This window comes from Methyloparacoccus sp. NF-16, from assembly GCF_056880625.1.
Genome location: NZ_CP174130.1, coordinates 3,056,715 through 3,072,516 on the forward strand (window position 1 = coordinate 3,056,715; position 15,802 = coordinate 3,072,516).

At 68.1% G+C, this 15,802-nt stretch carries 17 protein-coding genes and 1 riboswitch; of the genes, 9 read left to right on the plus strand and 8 right to left on the minus strand.

Annotated features, from left to right (window positions below):
- Nucleotides 1–31 precede the first annotated feature (31 nt).
- Nucleotides 32–937, minus strand: a complete 906-nt coding sequence (locus ACH5N8_RS14435; RefSeq protein ID WP_483281819.1) for an NADP-dependent methylenetetrahydromethanopterin/methylenetetrahydrofolate dehydrogenase — start codon at nucleotides 935–937, stop codon at nucleotides 32–34.
- Nucleotides 938–1,165: 228 nt separating this feature from the next.
- Here ACH5N8_RS14435 and metK point away from each other — a divergent pair, with 228 nt between their 5' ends.
- From metK to ACH5N8_RS14465, 6 genes are all read left to right on the plus strand, one after another.
- The gene (gene metK / locus ACH5N8_RS14440; protein ID WP_483281820.1) at nucleotides 1,166–2,341 is read left to right on the plus strand and encodes a methionine adenosyltransferase; all 1,176 of its coding nucleotides are present in this window, start codon (nucleotides 1,166–1,168) and stop codon (nucleotides 2,339–2,341) included.
- A 42-nt stretch (nucleotides 2,342–2,383) separates the two neighbouring features.
- A riboswitch (S-adenosyl-L-homocysteine riboswitch) is annotated at nucleotides 2,384–2,457 on the plus strand.
- Between the two features lie 76 nt (nucleotides 2,458–2,533).
- Complete coding sequence (ahcY, locus tag ACH5N8_RS14445; RefSeq protein ID WP_483281821.1) at nucleotides 2,534–3,958, plus strand: adenosylhomocysteinase; 1,425 nt, start codon at nucleotides 2,534–2,536, stop codon at nucleotides 3,956–3,958.
- Between the two features lie 109 nt (nucleotides 3,959–4,067).
- The gene (gene metF, locus ACH5N8_RS14450; RefSeq protein ID WP_483281822.1) at nucleotides 4,068–4,928 is read left to right on the plus strand and encodes a methylenetetrahydrofolate reductase [NAD(P)H]; all 861 of its coding nucleotides are present in this window, start codon (nucleotides 4,068–4,070) and stop codon (nucleotides 4,926–4,928) included.
- A gap of 97 nt (nucleotides 4,929–5,025) precedes the next feature.
- Nucleotides 5,026–5,484, plus strand: a complete 459-nt coding sequence (gene lysM / locus ACH5N8_RS14455) for a peptidoglycan-binding protein LysM (protein ID WP_483281823.1) — start codon at nucleotides 5,026–5,028, stop codon at nucleotides 5,482–5,484.
- Nucleotides 5,485–5,540: 56 nt separating this feature from the next.
- Nucleotides 5,541–6,890, plus strand: a complete 1,350-nt coding sequence (locus ACH5N8_RS14460; RefSeq protein ID WP_483281824.1) for an adenosylmethionine--8-amino-7-oxononanoate transaminase — start codon at nucleotides 5,541–5,543, stop codon at nucleotides 6,888–6,890.
- 1 nt (nucleotide 6,891) lies between these two features.
- Nucleotides 6,892–7,638, plus strand: coding sequence for a 16S rRNA (uracil(1498)-N(3))-methyltransferase (locus ACH5N8_RS14465; RefSeq protein WP_483281825.1), 747 nt, complete (start codon nucleotides 6,892–6,894; stop codon nucleotides 7,636–7,638).
- A gap of 12 nt (nucleotides 7,639–7,650) precedes the next feature.
- Here ACH5N8_RS14465 and ACH5N8_RS14470 read toward each other — a convergent pair whose 3' ends face one another.
- Nucleotides 7,651–8,133, minus strand: coding sequence for a YajQ family cyclic di-GMP-binding protein (locus ACH5N8_RS14470; RefSeq protein ID WP_483281826.1), 483 nt, complete (start codon nucleotides 8,131–8,133; stop codon nucleotides 7,651–7,653).
- Between the two features lie 9 nt (nucleotides 8,134–8,142).
- Nucleotides 8,143–8,997 carry a co-chaperone DjlA gene (gene djlA, locus ACH5N8_RS14475; protein WP_483281827.1) on the minus strand — a complete coding sequence of 285 codons (855 nt, stop codon included), beginning with the start codon at nucleotides 8,995–8,997 and terminating at the stop codon, nucleotides 8,143–8,145.
- A 78-nt stretch (nucleotides 8,998–9,075) separates the two neighbouring features.
- On the opposite strand from djlA, the gene ACH5N8_RS14480 reads away from it, so the two are divergent.
- The gene (locus ACH5N8_RS14480; RefSeq protein WP_483281828.1) at nucleotides 9,076–9,969 is read left to right on the plus strand and encodes a phosphoribosylaminoimidazolesuccinocarboxamide synthase; all 894 of its coding nucleotides are present in this window, start codon (nucleotides 9,076–9,078) and stop codon (nucleotides 9,967–9,969) included.
- Nucleotides 9,970–9,979: 10 nt separating this feature from the next.
- Here the strand turns inward: ACH5N8_RS14480 and ACH5N8_RS14485 are convergent, their stop codons facing one another.
- Nucleotides 9,980–11,203 carry a multifunctional CCA addition/repair protein gene (locus ACH5N8_RS14485; RefSeq protein ID WP_483281829.1) on the minus strand — a complete coding sequence of 408 codons (1,224 nt, stop codon included), beginning with the start codon at nucleotides 11,201–11,203 and terminating at the stop codon, nucleotides 9,980–9,982.
- Between the two features lie 27 nt (nucleotides 11,204–11,230).
- Here ACH5N8_RS14485 and ACH5N8_RS14490 point away from each other — a divergent pair, with 27 nt between their 5' ends.
- Nucleotides 11,231–11,659, plus strand: coding sequence for an Rdx family protein (locus tag ACH5N8_RS14490; protein WP_483281830.1), 429 nt, complete (start codon nucleotides 11,231–11,233; stop codon nucleotides 11,657–11,659).
- A 24-nt stretch (nucleotides 11,660–11,683) separates the two neighbouring features.
- Here ACH5N8_RS14490 and ACH5N8_RS14495 read toward each other — a convergent pair whose 3' ends face one another.
- Genes ACH5N8_RS14495 through ACH5N8_RS14510 form a run of 4 tightly spaced genes read right to left on the minus strand, consistent with a single transcriptional unit; the run spans nucleotide 11,684 to nucleotide 14,348 of the window.
- Nucleotides 11,684–12,106 (minus strand): cupin domain-containing protein, encoded by a 423-nt coding sequence (locus ACH5N8_RS14495; protein ID WP_483281831.1) that lies wholly within the window; start codon nucleotides 12,104–12,106, stop codon nucleotides 11,684–11,686.
- The gene (sorB, locus tag ACH5N8_RS14500; RefSeq protein ID WP_460028233.1) at nucleotides 12,103–12,450 is read right to left on the minus strand and encodes a SorB family sulfite dehydrogenase c-type cytochrome subunit; all 348 of its coding nucleotides are present in this window, start codon (nucleotides 12,448–12,450) and stop codon (nucleotides 12,103–12,105) included. Before sorB ends, ACH5N8_RS14495 begins: the two co-directional genes overlap by 4 nt.
- Complete coding sequence (gene sorA / locus ACH5N8_RS14505; RefSeq protein WP_483281832.1) at nucleotides 12,447–13,694, minus strand: SorA family sulfite dehydrogenase catalytic subunit; 1,248 nt, start codon at nucleotides 13,692–13,694, stop codon at nucleotides 12,447–12,449. The genes sorB and sorA overlap by 4 nt, the downstream gene beginning before the upstream one ends.
- Before the next feature lie 30 nt (nucleotides 13,695–13,724).
- On the minus strand, nucleotides 13,725–14,348 hold the full coding sequence (locus ACH5N8_RS14510) for a DUF4136 domain-containing protein (protein WP_483281833.1): 624 nt from the start codon (nucleotides 14,346–14,348) through the stop codon (nucleotides 13,725–13,727).
- A 232-nt stretch (nucleotides 14,349–14,580) separates the two neighbouring features.
- Here ACH5N8_RS14510 and ACH5N8_RS14515 point away from each other — a divergent pair, with 232 nt between their 5' ends.
- Nucleotides 14,581–15,765, plus strand: coding sequence for a glycoside hydrolase family 57 (locus ACH5N8_RS14515; protein WP_460028230.1), 1,185 nt, complete (start codon nucleotides 14,581–14,583; stop codon nucleotides 15,763–15,765).
- Nucleotides 15,766–15,802: the final 37 nt, after the last annotated feature.

Consider the following 15,802-nt stretch of genomic DNA (forward strand, 5'->3'; position numbering starts at 1 on the left):
AGGCCAGGCCCCTACCTACGGTAGCGGCGGCTCAGAGCTGGCGGGCGAAGTCGCGCGCCAGCTCGAAGGCGTCATCGAAGCTCAGATAGACCGGCTTGCCGGTCTCGCGCATGCGGGCCAGCAAGGCCGCCTGGGTCTTGTACTTGACGTTGCCGATGGCCAGCGCGCCGACGCCGACGGCGCCGCTGTCGGAGCCCTCGATGGGATTGCCGCGGTGGTGGGCGTCAAGCCCCGCGATACCCGACGGCGGCACCGCGTTGACGTCGGCGGCAACCTTCAGCAGCGGCGCCGAGGCGACCAGCTCCGCGCTCAGCACCTGGATGCCTGCCGCCGCCGTGGCGAACACGATGTCGGCATCCTTGATCAGCTCGGCCTTGTTGGCATCGGCGTCACCCTCGATCTGCGTCTGGCCATCGCCGAATTCGCCATTGCACAGCGCCGCCACGGCTTGGGCCTTCTCCAGCTGCCGGCCGATGATCCTGACCGTCGCGCCGGCCTTGGCAGCGAGCGTCGCAGCAATCTGGCCGACCGGGCCGGTACCGCCCAGCGCCAGGACCTTCTTGCCCTGCAGATCCATGTGGAACTTGTTGGCCAGCTCGCGCTCCACGACCGCCACCATCGCCGCGGCGGTGGTAAAGGCGCCGCTGGGATCGGCGAACACCGACACCTCGAAGGGCGGCACCATGGATGTCTTCGCCGAGCGCACCATGTCCACCGCCAGCCTGGCGTCACGGCCGCCGATGAAGATGCCGGTGCGCTTCAAGCCGCCCGGGCTGCGCGAGAAGATCGTGTCCTGCACCAGCGCCTGGATCTCGCCCGCCTCGACCTGCAGATACGGAACGGCCGCAGTCCACCCCGCATCGAGCGCCATGTTGACATCGAAGGGGCTCAGGTTCTTTTCCGGCGTGAACATGTGCAGGATGTAGGGCTTTTCCATGGGGAGCTTACCTGTGGGTGATTGACGGGATGGCGGAGACCCGGGCGCCGGAGGGCGTGGACCGGACCCTTTTCGGAAGCGCGCGAGGATAGCATATTTGCCCCTCCGCCCCGGGCGGCTGACGCCGGCGCCAGCCGCCCGGTCAATTTGTCAGCGCCGGCAAAAGCCGTATAATCGCCCGCTCTTTTGACCCGATAAGTCCTTAATTTCGCGAGGTTATAGGCGAACGTGAGCAGCAGCTACTTCTTCACTTCCGAATCGGTATCGGAAGGCCATCCCGACAAGGTTTCCGACCAGATTTCCGACGCCATCCTCGACGCCATCCTGGCGCAGGACAAGCACTCGCGTGTCGCCGCGGAAACCCTCTGCAACACCGGACTGGTCGTGCTGGCGGGCGAGATCACCACCAGCGCCAACGTCGACTACATCAAGGTGGCCCGGGACGTGCTGCAGCAGATCGGCTACGACAACACCGAGTACGGCATCGATTACAAGGGCTGCGCCGTGCTGGTGGCCTACGACAAGCAGTCGCCCGACATCGCCCAGGGCGTCAACAAGGCCTACGACGACGATCTCGGCCAGGGCGCCGGCGACCAGGGCCTGATGTTCGGCTATGCCTGCGACGAGACGCCGACGCTGATGCCGCTGCCGATTTATCTGTCGCACCGCCTGGTCGAGCGCCAGGCCCGGCTGCGCCACGATGGCCAGCTGACCTGGCTGCGTCCCGACGCCAAGAGCCAGGTGACCGTGCGCTACGTCAACGGCAAGGCGGATTCCATCGACACCGTGGTGCTGTCCACCCAGCACGCCCCCGACGTTCCCGACCGGACCCTGCGCGAAGCGGTGATCGAGGACATCATCAAGCCGGTGCTGCCCCAGGACATGCTCAAGGGCAACGTCAATTTCCTGGTCAACCCGACCGGCCGCTTCGTCGTCGGCGGTCCGCAGGGCGACTGCGGCCTGACCGGGCGCAAGATCATCGTCGACACCTACGGCGGTGCGGCGCCCCACGGCGGCGGCGCCTTCTCCGGCAAGGACCCGTCCAAGGTCGACCGCTCCGCCGCCTATGCCGGCCGCTATGTGGCCAAGAACATCGTCGCCGCGGGCCTAGCCTCGCGCTGCATGATCCAGCTGTCCTACGCCATCGGCGTGGCCAAGCCCACCAGCGTGATGGTGGAAACCTACGGCACCGGCAAGGTGTCCGACGACAAGATCACCGATCTGGTGCTGGAGCATTTCGATCTGCGGCCCAAGGGCATCGTCAACATGCTCGATCTCCTGCGTCCGATCTACCAGAAGACCGCCGCCTACGGCCACTTTGGCCGCGAGGAGCCGGGATTCACCTGGGAGCGCACCGACAAGGCGGCCGCATTGCGCGAGGCCGCGGGCCTGCCGCCCCTGTAACCGTATCGCGGATCGGGCGGGTACTCCCCGCCCCCGCCCCACTCCGGCGAGGAGCGCTGCGACGGGATTGCCCGCCAGGCTCGCCGGCGTGTCTTTTTCAACGGCGCTCGATTCACCCACCGGCCATCGTGGTGTTTCGAGCCTCGTTCCCGCGGCAACCGGTGGATTGCAACCGAAAGGAGCCATTAACCGATGAATGCCGTCCGCCAACCCGCATCCTTCACCGACTTCAAGGTCGCCGACCTGTCCCTGGCCGCGTGGGGCCACAAGGAAATCCGCATCGCCGAGACCGAGATGCCGGGACTCATGGCGATCCGCGAGGAATACGCCGCCCGCCAGCCGCTCAAGGGCGCCCGCATCAGCGGCTCGCTGCACATGACCATCCAGACCGCCGTGCTGATCGAAACGCTGGTCGCGCTGGGTGCCGACGTGCGCTGGGCGTCGTGCAACATTTTCTCCACCCAGGACCACGCCGCCGCCGCCATGGCCGACCAGGGCATCCCGGTGTTCGCGGTCAAGGGCGAAACCCTGGAGGAATACTGGGACTACACCCACCGCATCTTCGAATGGGCGGATGGCGGTTACGCCAACATGATCCTGGATGACGGGGGCGACGCCACCCTGCTGCTGCACCTGGGCGCCAAGGCCGAACAGGATCCATCCGTGCTGGCCAACCCCGGCTCCGAGGAGGAGCGTGTCCTGTTCGCCGCCATCACGGCCAAGCTGGCGACCGACCCGACCTGGTACTCGGTACGGCTGGCCGACGTTCGCGGCGTCACCGAGGAGACCACCACCGGCGTCCACCGCCTGTATCAGATGCACGCCCGCGGCGAACTGCGCTTCCCCGGCATCAACGTCAACGACTCGGTCACCAAGAGCAAGTTCGACAACCTCTATGGCTGCCGCGAGTCGCTGGTGGACGGCATCAAGCGCGCGACCGACGTGATGGTGGCCGGCAAGATCGCCATCGTCGCCGGTTACGGCGATGTCGGCAAGGGCTCGGCGCAGGCGCTGCGCGCGCTGTCGGCGCAGGTGTGGGTAACCGAGATCGATCCGATCTGCGCCCTGCAGGCGGCGATGGAAGGCTATCGCGTGGTGACCATGGACTACGCCTGCGAGCACGGCGACATTTTCGTCACCGCGACCGGCAACTACCACGTCATCACCCATGAGCACATGGCGAAGATGAAGGATCAGGCCATCGTCTGCAACATCGGTCACTTCGATAACGAGATCGAGGTGGCGGCGATCGAGAAGTACCAGTGGGAGGAGATCAAGCCGCAGGTCGATCACGTGATCTTCCCCGACGGCAAGCGCATCATCCTGCTGGCCAAGGGACGCCTGGTGAACCTGGGTTGCGGCACCGGCCATCCGTCCTACGTGATGAGTTCCTCCTTTGCCAACCAGACCATCGCCCAGATCGAACTGTGGACCGAGCGCGATTCCGGCAAATACCCGGTCGGCGTCTACACGCTGCCCAAGCACCTGGACGAGAAGGTCGCGCGCCTCCAGCTCAAGAAGCTGAATGCCCAGCTGACCGAGCTGACCGCCGAGCAGGCCGCCTACATCGGCGTACCGGTGGCTGGCCCCTACAAGGCGGAGCACTATCGCTACTGAGCGGGCATCGGGCGGCGGACCCAGCCGGTCCGCCGCCGCTCCGCCGACCGCTGTTCGCGGAATGGGGCCGGCCACTGCGGCCCCGTCCCGCACCGGACGAGATCCCGACATGGAATCCCAACAGAAATTTCCCCGTATCTTCAGCCTGGAATTCTTCCCGCCCCGCTCCCCGGACGCGGAGCAGACCTTCCAGCGCACGCTGGACAGGCTGGCGCCTCTGCGCCCGCGGTTCTGCTCGGTGACGTTCGGCGCCGCCGGCTCGACACGCGAGAAGACCTTCGAGACGGTCTGCAACATCCAGCGGCAACAGGGCCTGGAGGCCGCCCCGCACATTTCCTGCATCGCCTCCACCCGCGACAACATCCGCGAGGTGCTGGAGGGCTACCGGAGCAACGGTATCCGCCACATCGTCGCCCTGCGCGGCGACATGCCCTCGGGCATGCTGTCCGCCGGCGAATTCCGCTACGCCAACGAACTGGTGACGTTCATCCGCGAGGAAACCGGCGACCATTTCCACATCGAGGTCGCCGCCTACCCGGAAATGCACCCGCAGGCGCCCAGCCTGGACGCCGACCTCAGGAACTTCAAGCGCAAGGTCGACGCGGGAGCCAACAGCGCCATCACCCAGTATTTCTTCAACCCGGAAGGCTATTTCCGCTTCATCGACGACTGCGAACGGCTGGGCATCGGTATCCCCATCGTGCCGGGCATCATGCCCATCACCAACCACACCCAGATCGCCCGCTTCTCCGAAATGTGCGGCGCCGACATTCCGCGCTGGATGCGCAAGCGTCTGGAGGGCTTCGGTGACGACCGGAGCGCCATCCGCGCCTTCGGCCTGGAGGTCATCTCCGACCTCTGCCGCCGCCTGCTCGAACAGGGCGCGCCGGGCCTGCATTTCTACACCCTCAACCAGTCCGAGGCGGTACTCGGCATCTGGCGCAACCTCGGCCTCGACAACCCGGCCTGAGTCCTGTGTTAACGTAGCGAGTGGGGCCTGCCGGCCCCGCCCGACCAGCGCCGTGCCAGCCGGCATCGGCCTCCCATCACCACAGGAGGAACAGCACATGGGCCTGCTCGATTTCGCGAAAGACATCGGCCACGCGCTCTTCGGCGACGACGAGGCGGAGGCCGCGGACAGCATCAAGGCGCACATCCTCGCCGACAACCCCGGCATCGACAACCTGAGCGTGACCTACCAGAAAGGCTTCGTTACCCTCGAGGGCAACAGCGGCACCTGGGACGCCGTCGAAAAGGCCGTGCTGATGGCCGGCAACGTCAAGGGCGTCGGCCGCGTCATCAGCAACATCGCGGTGGCGGAGGACACGAGCGCCGCACCGACCGAGCTGGGTGGTTCCTCGCCCGGCCAGTACTACGAGATCCAGAGCGGCGACACCCTGTCCGCCATTGCCCGGAAATTCCTCGGCGATGCCAGCCTGTATCCGAAAATCTTCGCGGCCAACCGCGAGGTCATCAGGGATCCCGACAGGATTTTCCCCGGCCAGAAAATCCGCATCCCGGGATAACCGCCCCATCCCCGGCCAGGCCCGACGCCTGGCCGGCCAGCCCAGCCGAGCTCCACATGTCCAACCGCGACTGGTCCGCCCGCGATCTCGCCGTCCTCTGGCACCCCTGCACACAGATGAAGGATCACGAGGATCTGCCGATGATCCCGATCCGGCGCGGACAGGGGGCCTGGCTGGAAGACTTCGACGGCAACCGCTATCTCGATGCCATCAGTTCCTGGTGGGTCAATCTGTTCGGCCACGCCAACCCGGCCATCGGCGCCGCCCTCAAGGACCAGCTCGACACGCTGGAACATGTGATCCTGGCCGGCTTCAGCCACGCGCCGGCCATCACCCTGGCCGAGCGGCTGATACGGCTGGTGCCGGCGGGCCTGACCCGCTGCTTCTATGCCGACAACGGCTCCGCCGCCGTGGAAGTGGCACTGAAGATGAGCTTCCACTACTGGCGCAACCGCGGACAACCGCGCAAGACCCGCTTCATCACGCTCAGCAACAGCTACCACGGGGAGACCCTGGGCGCGCTGGCGGTGGGCGATGTGGCCCTGTACAAGGACACCTACGCACCGCTGCTGCTGACGCCGATCACGGTGCCCAGCCCGGACTGTTACCTCAGGGAGCCGGGCGAGGACTGGGCCGGGCACAGCCGCCGCAGGTTCGCGGCCATGGCGCAGGCCCTGGCCGAGCATGCCGATGAAACCGCCGCCGTCATCGTCGAGCCGCTGGTGCAGTGCGCCGGCGGCATGCGCATGTACGACCCGGTCTATCTGACCCTGCTGCGCGAGGCCTGCGACCGCCATGGCGTGCACCTGATCGCCGACGAGATCGCGGTCGGCTTCGGTCGCACCGGCACCCTGTTCGCCTGCGAGCAGGCCGGCATCCGCCCCGATTTCCTGTGTCTGTCCAAGGGGCTGACCGGCGGTTACCTGCCCCTGTCCTGTGTGCTGACCAGCGACGATATCTACGCGGCCTTCTATGACGATTACGGCGCCCTGCGCGCCTTCCTCCATTCGCACAGCTACACCGGCAACGCGCTGGCCTGCCGGGCGGCGCTGGCCACGCTGGATCTGTTCGCGCAGGACGATGTGCTGGGCCGGAACCGGGAACTGGCGCGGCAGATGGGCGCGGCGGCCGCGCCCCTCGCCGAGCATCCGCACGTGGCCGAGGTTCGGCAGACCGGCATGATCCTCGCCATAGAGATGGTTCGCGACAAGGCCACGCGCGAGCCCTATCCCTGGCAGGAACGGCGCGGCCTGCGGGTCTACCGCCATGCCCTGACGCGCGGCGTGCTGCTGCGTCCGCTCGGCAACGTCATCTATTTCATGCCGCCCTACGTCATCGCCTCCGAGGACATCCGGCTGATGGCGGAGGTAGCAGCGGAAGGCATCGATCTCGCCACGCGGGACTGACATGCGCATCTCGCGGCTGCATCTCGAAGCCCCGCTGGCCGAGGGCGAGACCCTGACTCTGGACGAGGACAGCGCCCACTACCTGCGCAGCGTGCTGCGTCTCAGGAAAGGCGACGCGCTGACTGTCTTCAACGGCGATGGACGGGAATACGCGGCCCGGATCGAACTGGCCAGCCGCGAGCACGTCCGCCTCGCCATCGGCGAGGGCCGGGAACGCGACACCGAATCGCCCCTGTGGACCCACCTGGGTCTGGGCATCGCGCGCGGCGAGCGCATGGACTACGCCTTGCAGAAGGCGGTGGAGCTGGGCGTCAGTCGCATCACTCCGCTGTTCACGGAACATTGCGTCGTGCGCCTGGACGAAGACAGGCGCGACAGTCGCCGCCAGCACTGGTGGCGAATCGTGCGCGGCGCCTGCGAGCAGAGCGGCCGGACGCGGCTGCCCGAGCTGGACAGTCCCGTCCGGCTGGACGACTGGCTGCCCACGGTGCAGGGTCTGCGGCTGTTTCTCGATCCTCACGGCGGCCTGGGGCTGCCCGGCCTGGCGCCATCCGTGGACGAGCGCATCACCCTGCTATCGGGTCCCGAAGGCGGCTTCGCCGACGCGGAGCGCGCCCTCGCGCGAGCCTGCGGTTTCACCCCGGTACGGCTGGGCCCGCGCATCCTCCGCACGGAAACCGCGGTGGTGGCGGCGCTGGCGGCCGTGCAGACGCTGTGGGGGGACTGGTCGGCGCGCGCGGCGGAGTGAGCGCCGGCGTCCTCAGTCGCGAAAGTTGATGAACTGCAGGGGCATGTCCAGCTCCGTCCGCCGCAGCAGGGCCATGGCCTCCTGCAGATCGTCCCGCTGCTTGCCGCTGATGCGCACCTGATCGCCCTGGATGGCGGCCTGCACCTTCATCCTGCTGTCCTTGACCAGTTTGACGATGCGCTTGGCCAGCGCGGTCTCGATACCCTGGCGCAGGGTCGTCGTCTGCCGGGCCTGACGGCCGGACACCTGCGGCGGATCGACCTTCAGGCAGAGAAGGTCCACGCCGCGCTTGGCCAGGCGCGGTTGCAGGATGTCCATCATCTGCTGCAACTGGAACTCGTTCTCCGCCAGCAGGGTGATGACGGCGTCCTTGAGCTCGAAGCGGGCACCCGTACCCTTGAAATCGAAGCGCGTGCCCACTTCGCGGTTGGCCTGGTCGACGGCATTGGCCACTTCGTGCAGGTCAACCTCCGAAACGACATCGAACGAGGGCATGGGATTCTCCTAGAGTTGCCTGGCCTTGCAGATGGCGTCGTACGCCTTCTGGATCTGCTGGGTTTGCTCGGTGGCCTTGCGCAAGCGCTCCGGGGAAACGCGCTGGGCCGCGAGCTTGTCGGGGTGGTGCTGGCTGATCAGGCGCCGGTAGGCTCGCTTGACCTCGCCAGCGGTGGCCGCAGGGCTCAGGCCGAGCGTCGCGTAGGCCTCGCCCAGCGGTGTCTCGCGCGGGCGCGGAGGCTCATAGCGGTGCCATTGCCGTTCCTGGTCGTAGCCGTTGTGCTGGCTCCGGTAGGCGCCGAAGCGGGAAAAGCGGCGCTCGGTCTCCAGCCGGGTCCGGATACCGTAATACTCGTATCGGGAAAAATGCAGCCGGTCGCAGGCGCGCAGCAGCAGCTGCTCCTCGGCCGGCGTCATGCGTCCGTCGGCGAGCGCCGCCTCGACCTGCAAGGCGATGAACATCCGCGTCACATGTGCGCGGCCGTGGCATTCCGCCTGCAGCCGGTCCAGCGTCGCCTCGAAGGGAAAGTCCGTCTGCTTGCCCTCGTTGTAGAGCCGCATGGCGGACTGCCGGAGCTCCTCCGGCAGCAGCATGCGCTGCATGATGGCCCGGGCCGCGCCGATCTCGGCCTCCGAGACGCGGCCATCCGCCTTGGCGACATGTCCCATGACCTGGAAGGTCGCCGTGAAGAACGCCGTCTGCAGGCGCTGGGCCTCCTCGCCGCCGTAGCCGTCGCCCTCCAGGCGGAAATCGAAGCCCCCCTGGTCGAACTGGTGCCCCAGTGCCGCCCCCAGCGCCGCGCCGATGGGACCGCCCATGACGAAGCCGAAGGCGCCGCCGATCACTTTGCCGATCCAGCTCATGTTTGCGGGGTTGACGTCAGGGTTGCCATAGCGGCATGAAACTTACATGATTGCCTGCTTTTCATCAAAGTGCATGCCATGACCGCGCCGGAAACCCTGCACCAGAGCCACCTCAAGTCCTTGCCGCTGCGAGCGCGCGGGAAAGTCCGCGACATCTACGACGTCGATGCCGATCACCTGCTGATCGTCACCACCGACCGCATCTCGGCCTTCGATTGCATCCTGCCCGACCCCATTCCCGGCAAGGGCCGGGTGCTGACGGCGGTCTCCAATTTCTGGTTCGGCAAGCTCGGGCACGTCGTGCCCAACCAGCTGACCGGCCTGCCGCTCGAGGCTGTGCTGGACGATCCCGCCGAGCGCGAACAGCTCGAAGGGCGCGCCATCGTCGTCAAGAAGCTCAAGGCCCTGCCGGTGGAGGCCGTGGTCCGCGGCTACCTGATCGGCTCCGGCTGGAAGGACTACCAGGCCTCCGGCGCAGTCTGCGGCATCACCCTGCCGACCGGGCTGCGGCAGGCGGAGCAGCTACCGCAGGCGATCTTCACGCCCTCGACCAAGGCGGAACTCGGCGAACACGACGAGAACATCGGCTTCGACCGCTGCGTCGAACTGCTGGGCCCATCGCTGGCCGAACAGGTACGGGACGTGAGTCTGCGGCTCTATATCGAGGCCGCCGACCATGCCCGGACGCGCGGCATCCTCATCGCCGACACCAAGTTCGAGTTCGGTCTCGACGCGGCAGGCACCTTGCACCTCATCGACGAAGTGCTGACCCCGGACTCCTCGCGCTTCTGGCCGGTCGACCAGTACCGCGTCGGCATCAGCCCGCCCAGCTTCGACAAGCAGTTCGTCCGCGACTATCTGGAAAGCCTGGACTGGGACAAGCGGCCGCCGGCGCCCCGCCTGCCGGCCGAGGTCATCGCCCGCACCGCCGAAAAATACCGCGAGGCGGAAGAGCGTCTGACGCAGCCCTGAGCAGCCCGTCTCAGGCCACGCGGGCGAGCGCCCGCACCTGCCGGATGCGCTCGGCGCGGATCGCCTGCCCCAGCCGTTCGCCCCGGTAACCGGCGGCCAACAGGTCGGCCACCGGCACCGACGATGCCGCCCGGTGCACGACCCGCAGCCAGTCGGCCTGCGGGTAGGGGCGCGCCTCCAGGCCCAGGCGGCCGCGGGCGTCAGCCTCGCAGGCCAGAAGGAACGGCGCCAGCGCATCCTGCTGGCGGAAAGCGTCCAGCCGCAGCAGCAGATCGACCAGCGTCCCCGGCCTGAGCTCCAGCGCGCGGTGGGCATGCCCGTGATAGCGCATCACCTTCTCGGCCAGCCGGCGGTAGCCGTTCGGCACCTTGAGCCGGTCGCAGAGCCGCGCCAGTGCCGGCAGCCCGAGCCGCTCGTGCCCGCGATGGCGCGGCCAGCCGGCGGGATCGGTCAGCGCCTTGCCGAGATCGTGCGTGAGCGCGGCAAAGCGCACCGCCGGATCGGGCGACAGCCGGGCCGCCTGATCCAGCACCATCAGGCAATGCAGGCCGGTGTCGATCTCCGGATGATGGCGCGGCGGCTGGGGAACGCCGAACAGGGCCTCCAGCTCCGGGAACAGCCGCGCGAGGGCGCCGCAGTCGCGCAGGACCCGCAGGAACACGCTGGGCTGCGCCTCCGCCAGCGCCTTGGACAGCTCGGCGAAAACCCGCTCCGGAACCAGCGCATCGACCTCGCCGGCCGCGACCATGGCGCGGGCGAGCGCCTGCGTCTCTTCCGCCACCCGGAAACCCAGGCCGGCGAAGCGGGCGGCGAAGCGGGCCAGCCGCAGGATGCGCACGGGATCCTCGCTGAAGGCCGGCGACACATGCCGCAGGCACCGGGCCCCCAGATCCTGGCGACCGCCGTAGGGATCGATCAACCGGCCCTCGGCATCCATGGCCATGGCGTTGAGGGTCAGATCGCGGCGCCGGAGATCGTCCTCCAGGGTGACATCGGGCGCCGCGTGCACGGAGAAGCCATGATAGCCCGGCGCCGTCTTCCGCTCGGTGCGGGCGAGGGCGTACTCCTCGCGCGTCCCGGGATGCAGGAACACCGGAAAATCCTTGCCGACCGGCTTGAAGCCGCGCGCCAGCATGGCTTCGGGGGTTTCGCCCACCACCACCCAGTCGCGCTCCCGGACCGGCAGCCCCAGCAACTGGTCGCGCACGGCGCCACCGACCAGATAGGCCTTCATGGCTGGAGGATGGAGATAGCGGTCGGCATGGACAACATTGTACCGCTGGCGACCGACCTGTCCGGCGCTCCCGGCATCCCTGCCGCATCCCGCCCGACCGGCGGGGGCTTGCTCGCCGCGCCGGCCGCCGCCACACTGTCGCAACCTGCCCCGATCGCCCAAGCCGATTCCGCAAGCCCGGCCATGAAACCCCGCATCGAGATCGAATACTGCACGCAATGCCGCTGGCTGCTGCGCGCCGCCTGGCTGGCACAGGAACTGCTCACCACCTTCGAGGAGGAACTCGGCGGCGTGACCCTGATACCGGGCACCGGCGGGGTGTTCGAAGCGCGGCTGGATGACCGCCTGCTGTGGTCGCGCCGGGTGGAGGGCCGTTTCCCGGAGGCCAAGGAGCTCAAGCAGCGGGTACGCGACCTGATCGCCCCGGACCGGAGCCTGGGGCATTCGGATCGCTGAGGCGGTCGCCCGCGCCGGCCGGCGTCAGGCCAGCCACTCGGCGGGCAGATCGGGGTCGATATCCTCGTAGGCCTCGGGCACGAAGCGGGGCGTACAGATGGCCAGAAAGACCAGGTCGTCGCCACCGGTGTTGGCGATGCGCTGCGCGCAGCCGGCCGGGATCAGCGCCACATCGCCGGGCATCAGGAACTGCGGTGGCAGACCTTCGAGCTCGACCCGGCCCTGGCCCCGCAGCACGACATAGCGCTCGGCAATCCCGGCCAGCCGGTGCCAGCGGGTAACGGTGCCGGGCGACACCCGCGCCTGGGCGATTGAGACGGCGGCGTCTGTCGCCGTGTTCGAGAGTTCGCGGATATGGCAACGCTCCTCGGTGTGGAACTCCGCCGCCGCCTCGCCCCGGCGGATGGCCGGCCGGTCCGGGCCGCGGACCGGATCCCCCCGGCTCATGGCTGGCCGGCGGCCTGGCCGGGACGCTCGGCGCCGTAGGTCCTGACCAGATAGTCGACCATCGGCGCGATATCCTCGTCGGCGAACAGGGCGCCGAAGGGCCACTTCATCTTGCGGACTGTGGCGTCCCAGTAGCCGCGCGTGGATGACGGCGGCTGGTAAAGCACGTAATGGGCTGAATGGCAGACCAGGCAGTTCTGCCGGACCAGCGCGTAACCCGGCAGCTCGCTGGGGGCGAAGTCGGCGCTGTCCCGGGGCAGGACGATATCGAGCGCCAGGGCCGGCGCCATGACCAGGCAAACACCGATGGCGGCCAGCAGGCCGCGCGCCGCGACCCGCCTCATGACACGATCACCCGGGTGCTCTCGACCACCTGGCGCTGGTAGCCCGAGGGGTTCCAGCTTGCCTGCAGGGGCTGGATGTCGCCGGCGTTGTTTTCCGCCCGTACCCGGATGTCCAGTGGCCCCGGACGCCCGGGCGTGAAGGCCAGGGTCCATTCCCGGAAGGAGTAGCGGCCAAGATCCTGCCCCAGCCGGGCCGTCTGCCAGTCGTGCCCGCCGTCGGTAGAGACGCTCACGCGCCGGATACCCTCACCGCCATCGAAGGCGATGCCGCGCAATCGCTGTTCGCGGCCCACCGGCAACACCGCCCCATCGCCGTGACTGGTAAGAAAGGAGCGCACCCGCAGGCGGCCGATCGGCCGCAGCCGGTCGGGCTGGGTGCCGGGCTCGACGCAGGCGCAATCGTTGTCCGGAATGCGATAGGCCGTGCCCATGAAATAGCCGTCGAACGGCTGGCCGAGCACCTGGATGTCCGTCACATGCTTGATCCAGTAGGTGCCGAAATAGCCCGGCACGATCAGCCGCAGGGGATAACCGTTGAGCATCGGCAGATCGGCCCCGTTCATCCCCCAGGCCAGCATGACCTCGCCATCCCGGGCATGGTCGACCGCCAGCGCCTTGAGGAAGTCCGGTCCATCGCCCAGGGGCGGCCGGTCCAGCCCGTCGAAACGCACCTGCACCGCGCCCGCCTGAACCCCGGCCTGGTCGAGCACCCGGCGCAGGGGCACGCCGGTCCAGCGGGCATTGCCCATGGCGCCATGCCCCAGCTGACCGCCGGGTGTGCGCGGCCGGGAATAAGCCCGGCTGTTGCCGGAACACTGGTTGACCGCCACCCGTTCCACCGGATCGCCCAGTTGCTTGAGCGCCTCCAGCGACAGGTTCAGCGGCGTCCTGACCAGGCCGCCGACGCGCAGCCGGAAGGTGGCCGGGTCGATGGTCGTGGGAATGCCGCTCCAGTGGTAGCGCACGAAAAAGGCATCGTTGGGGGTGAGCAAGCCGTCGTTGAATACGGCGAACGGCGTTTCCAGCTGCGGCGGGCGCATCGTCTGCACGATCAGCGGGCGCTTCTGCGGAAAGGCGAGGAGTTCCCGCTCGCCGTTCTCGAACGGCAACACGACACGACCGGCGGCCGCCGCAGCCGCAGCCGCAGCCGCCGGCCGTGCCAGGGCGGCGCCCATGCCGAGGGTGCCGAGCTGCCGTAGGAAGCGGCGGCGGTCATGACCGGTGGGCAGGCGGGTAGTGGACATGATGAGGCTCCCTGGGTTGGGCGAAGGCTGTCAGGGCGCGCCCGGCGACAGGGGCGGGAAGCCTTCCAGCAGGCTATCCACCGCCGCGCCGATACGCTCGCGCTGGCTGGCGCTGAAGTAGCCGAAATCGCTGTCGTCCGTCACGGTGGCGTTCCAGATCACCCGGGATGTCGCGGCATCGAGAATGGCGATTTCCAGCTTGGCTTCCTCGTACTTCGAGGAATATGGGTCACGCGACGGCGGCAGGGCGCGGCCGTCGCTGCTGGTCGGCACGGTGGACCCGTGCAGGCCGGGGTACATGAGCCCGACGGCGCCCCAGCCGCCATTCGGGCTGCGGTGGCGGTCCAGCGCCCATTCCCCGAACGACCAGGCCACCCGGAAGCCCGGCCGGTCGCCGGTGCGGGTGAAACCCTTGGCGCGCAGCGACTGCTCGATATGGGACTGGACCAGCTCGTCCAGCTGGATGCGTTGCGCCGTGCTGACGGCGGCATCGCTTTCCAGCCGACCCGCCTTGGGCGCCCAGTCCCAGGCGCCAAGACGGCCGAAGTCGTAGGTCCGGTCGTAATCGCTCTGCACCGGCAGATGCCGGGTGGCGCAACCGGCGACGGCGCCCAGCGCGAGCAGCATGGCGGCGGTCAGGAAAGCGGGGCGCATGGAACCCTCCCGTGGTGATGACTGCGACCGGCGGCGACCGGACAGGGAATCGAGCTTACCCCATCGCCGCACGGCCGTCACGCCGGCCCCCGAACCGGCATCGGCAGGGGCAGCGGGCGACGCGGGCTGTTTATACTAGGGCGAGGCCCGTCGTGATTACGGCCAGGCCATACCGGCCCATGGCACCGCCCGCCGGCATCGCGACATCCGCAAGCCACACCGAGGACCCGTCATGTCAAATCCGATCCATCATGCCTTGGTGCTCAACCTGCACCAGCCGCCGGGCAACCTGCAGGAGCTGCTCGACCAGCACTCCTGGGAGCCCCATGAAATCCTCTATGCGATGGATCGCATCCCGCGCTCGCTATGGGGCTATGAGGATGTCGGGCGCGTCCACCTGTCATTCTCGGGTACCCTGCTGGAAACGCTCGTCGACCCGCATTTCCAGAGCCGCGTCTACGGCGTGGTCGACTGCGGCGCCATGCTCTGGCATTTCCAGAACACGGCCCTGTTCCGCATCCTCGGCACCGGCTTCTACCATCCGGTGCTGCCGCTGATTCCCGAGGCCGACCGCGAGGAACAGGTCCGCCGCTGGCTGGGCATGGCCCGCCACGTGTTCTGGCGCAGCGATTTCCAGGGCTTCTGGCCGCCGGAAATGGGCTTCGCGATGGAGCTGATACCGCTGCTCAGGCGTCTCGGCTTCCGCTATGTCCTGGTCGACAGCGACCATGTCGAGCCGGTCACGGCGATGGATTGGCACGAACTGCGCTACCGCCCGCATATCGCCCGCCACAACGGCGAGGAGATCATCGTGGTGGTGCGCGACCGGGAACTCTCGGACGCGCAGGAATCGGGCATGGAACTGGCCTGGTTCCTCAACGAGGTGGAGGCGCGGACCCGCTGGTGCGATTTCGCGCCCCTGGTCACGACGGCGACCGATGGCGACAACGGTGGCTGGTTCCGCAACCCGCAGCCGGAGGCGAATTTCTGGGGCCTGTACCGGGCGCTGCTCGAACAGACCCGCGCCGGCGGCGCCGTACAGCCGGTTTTCATCGACGATTACCTGGACCGCTACGGCGCCCATGGCGAGGTCAGGGTCGGTACCGGTGCCTGGAACACCGGCTGGCACCACGGTCACGGATTCATGCAATGGACCGGCTCGCAGGCGCAGAAGGACGCCCTCGAACGGCTGCGGACCCTGAGCAAGGCGGTGCACGACGCCCGCTGGAAGGCCGGCGAGCGGCGCCTCGAGGACCCGGAAACGCTGGCACTGCTGGAGCAGGCGATGTGGCGGCTGCTGCGCGCGGAAACCAGCTGCCACTATTACTGGGGCGAGGCCTGGGTGCCGCGCGCGCTGAACGACATGCGCGCCTCGGAAGCGGCCCTCGAAAAGATCGTGGCCCGACTCGGCGAATGACACGGCAAACTTGCCAAGAGGACGACATGCAAACAGG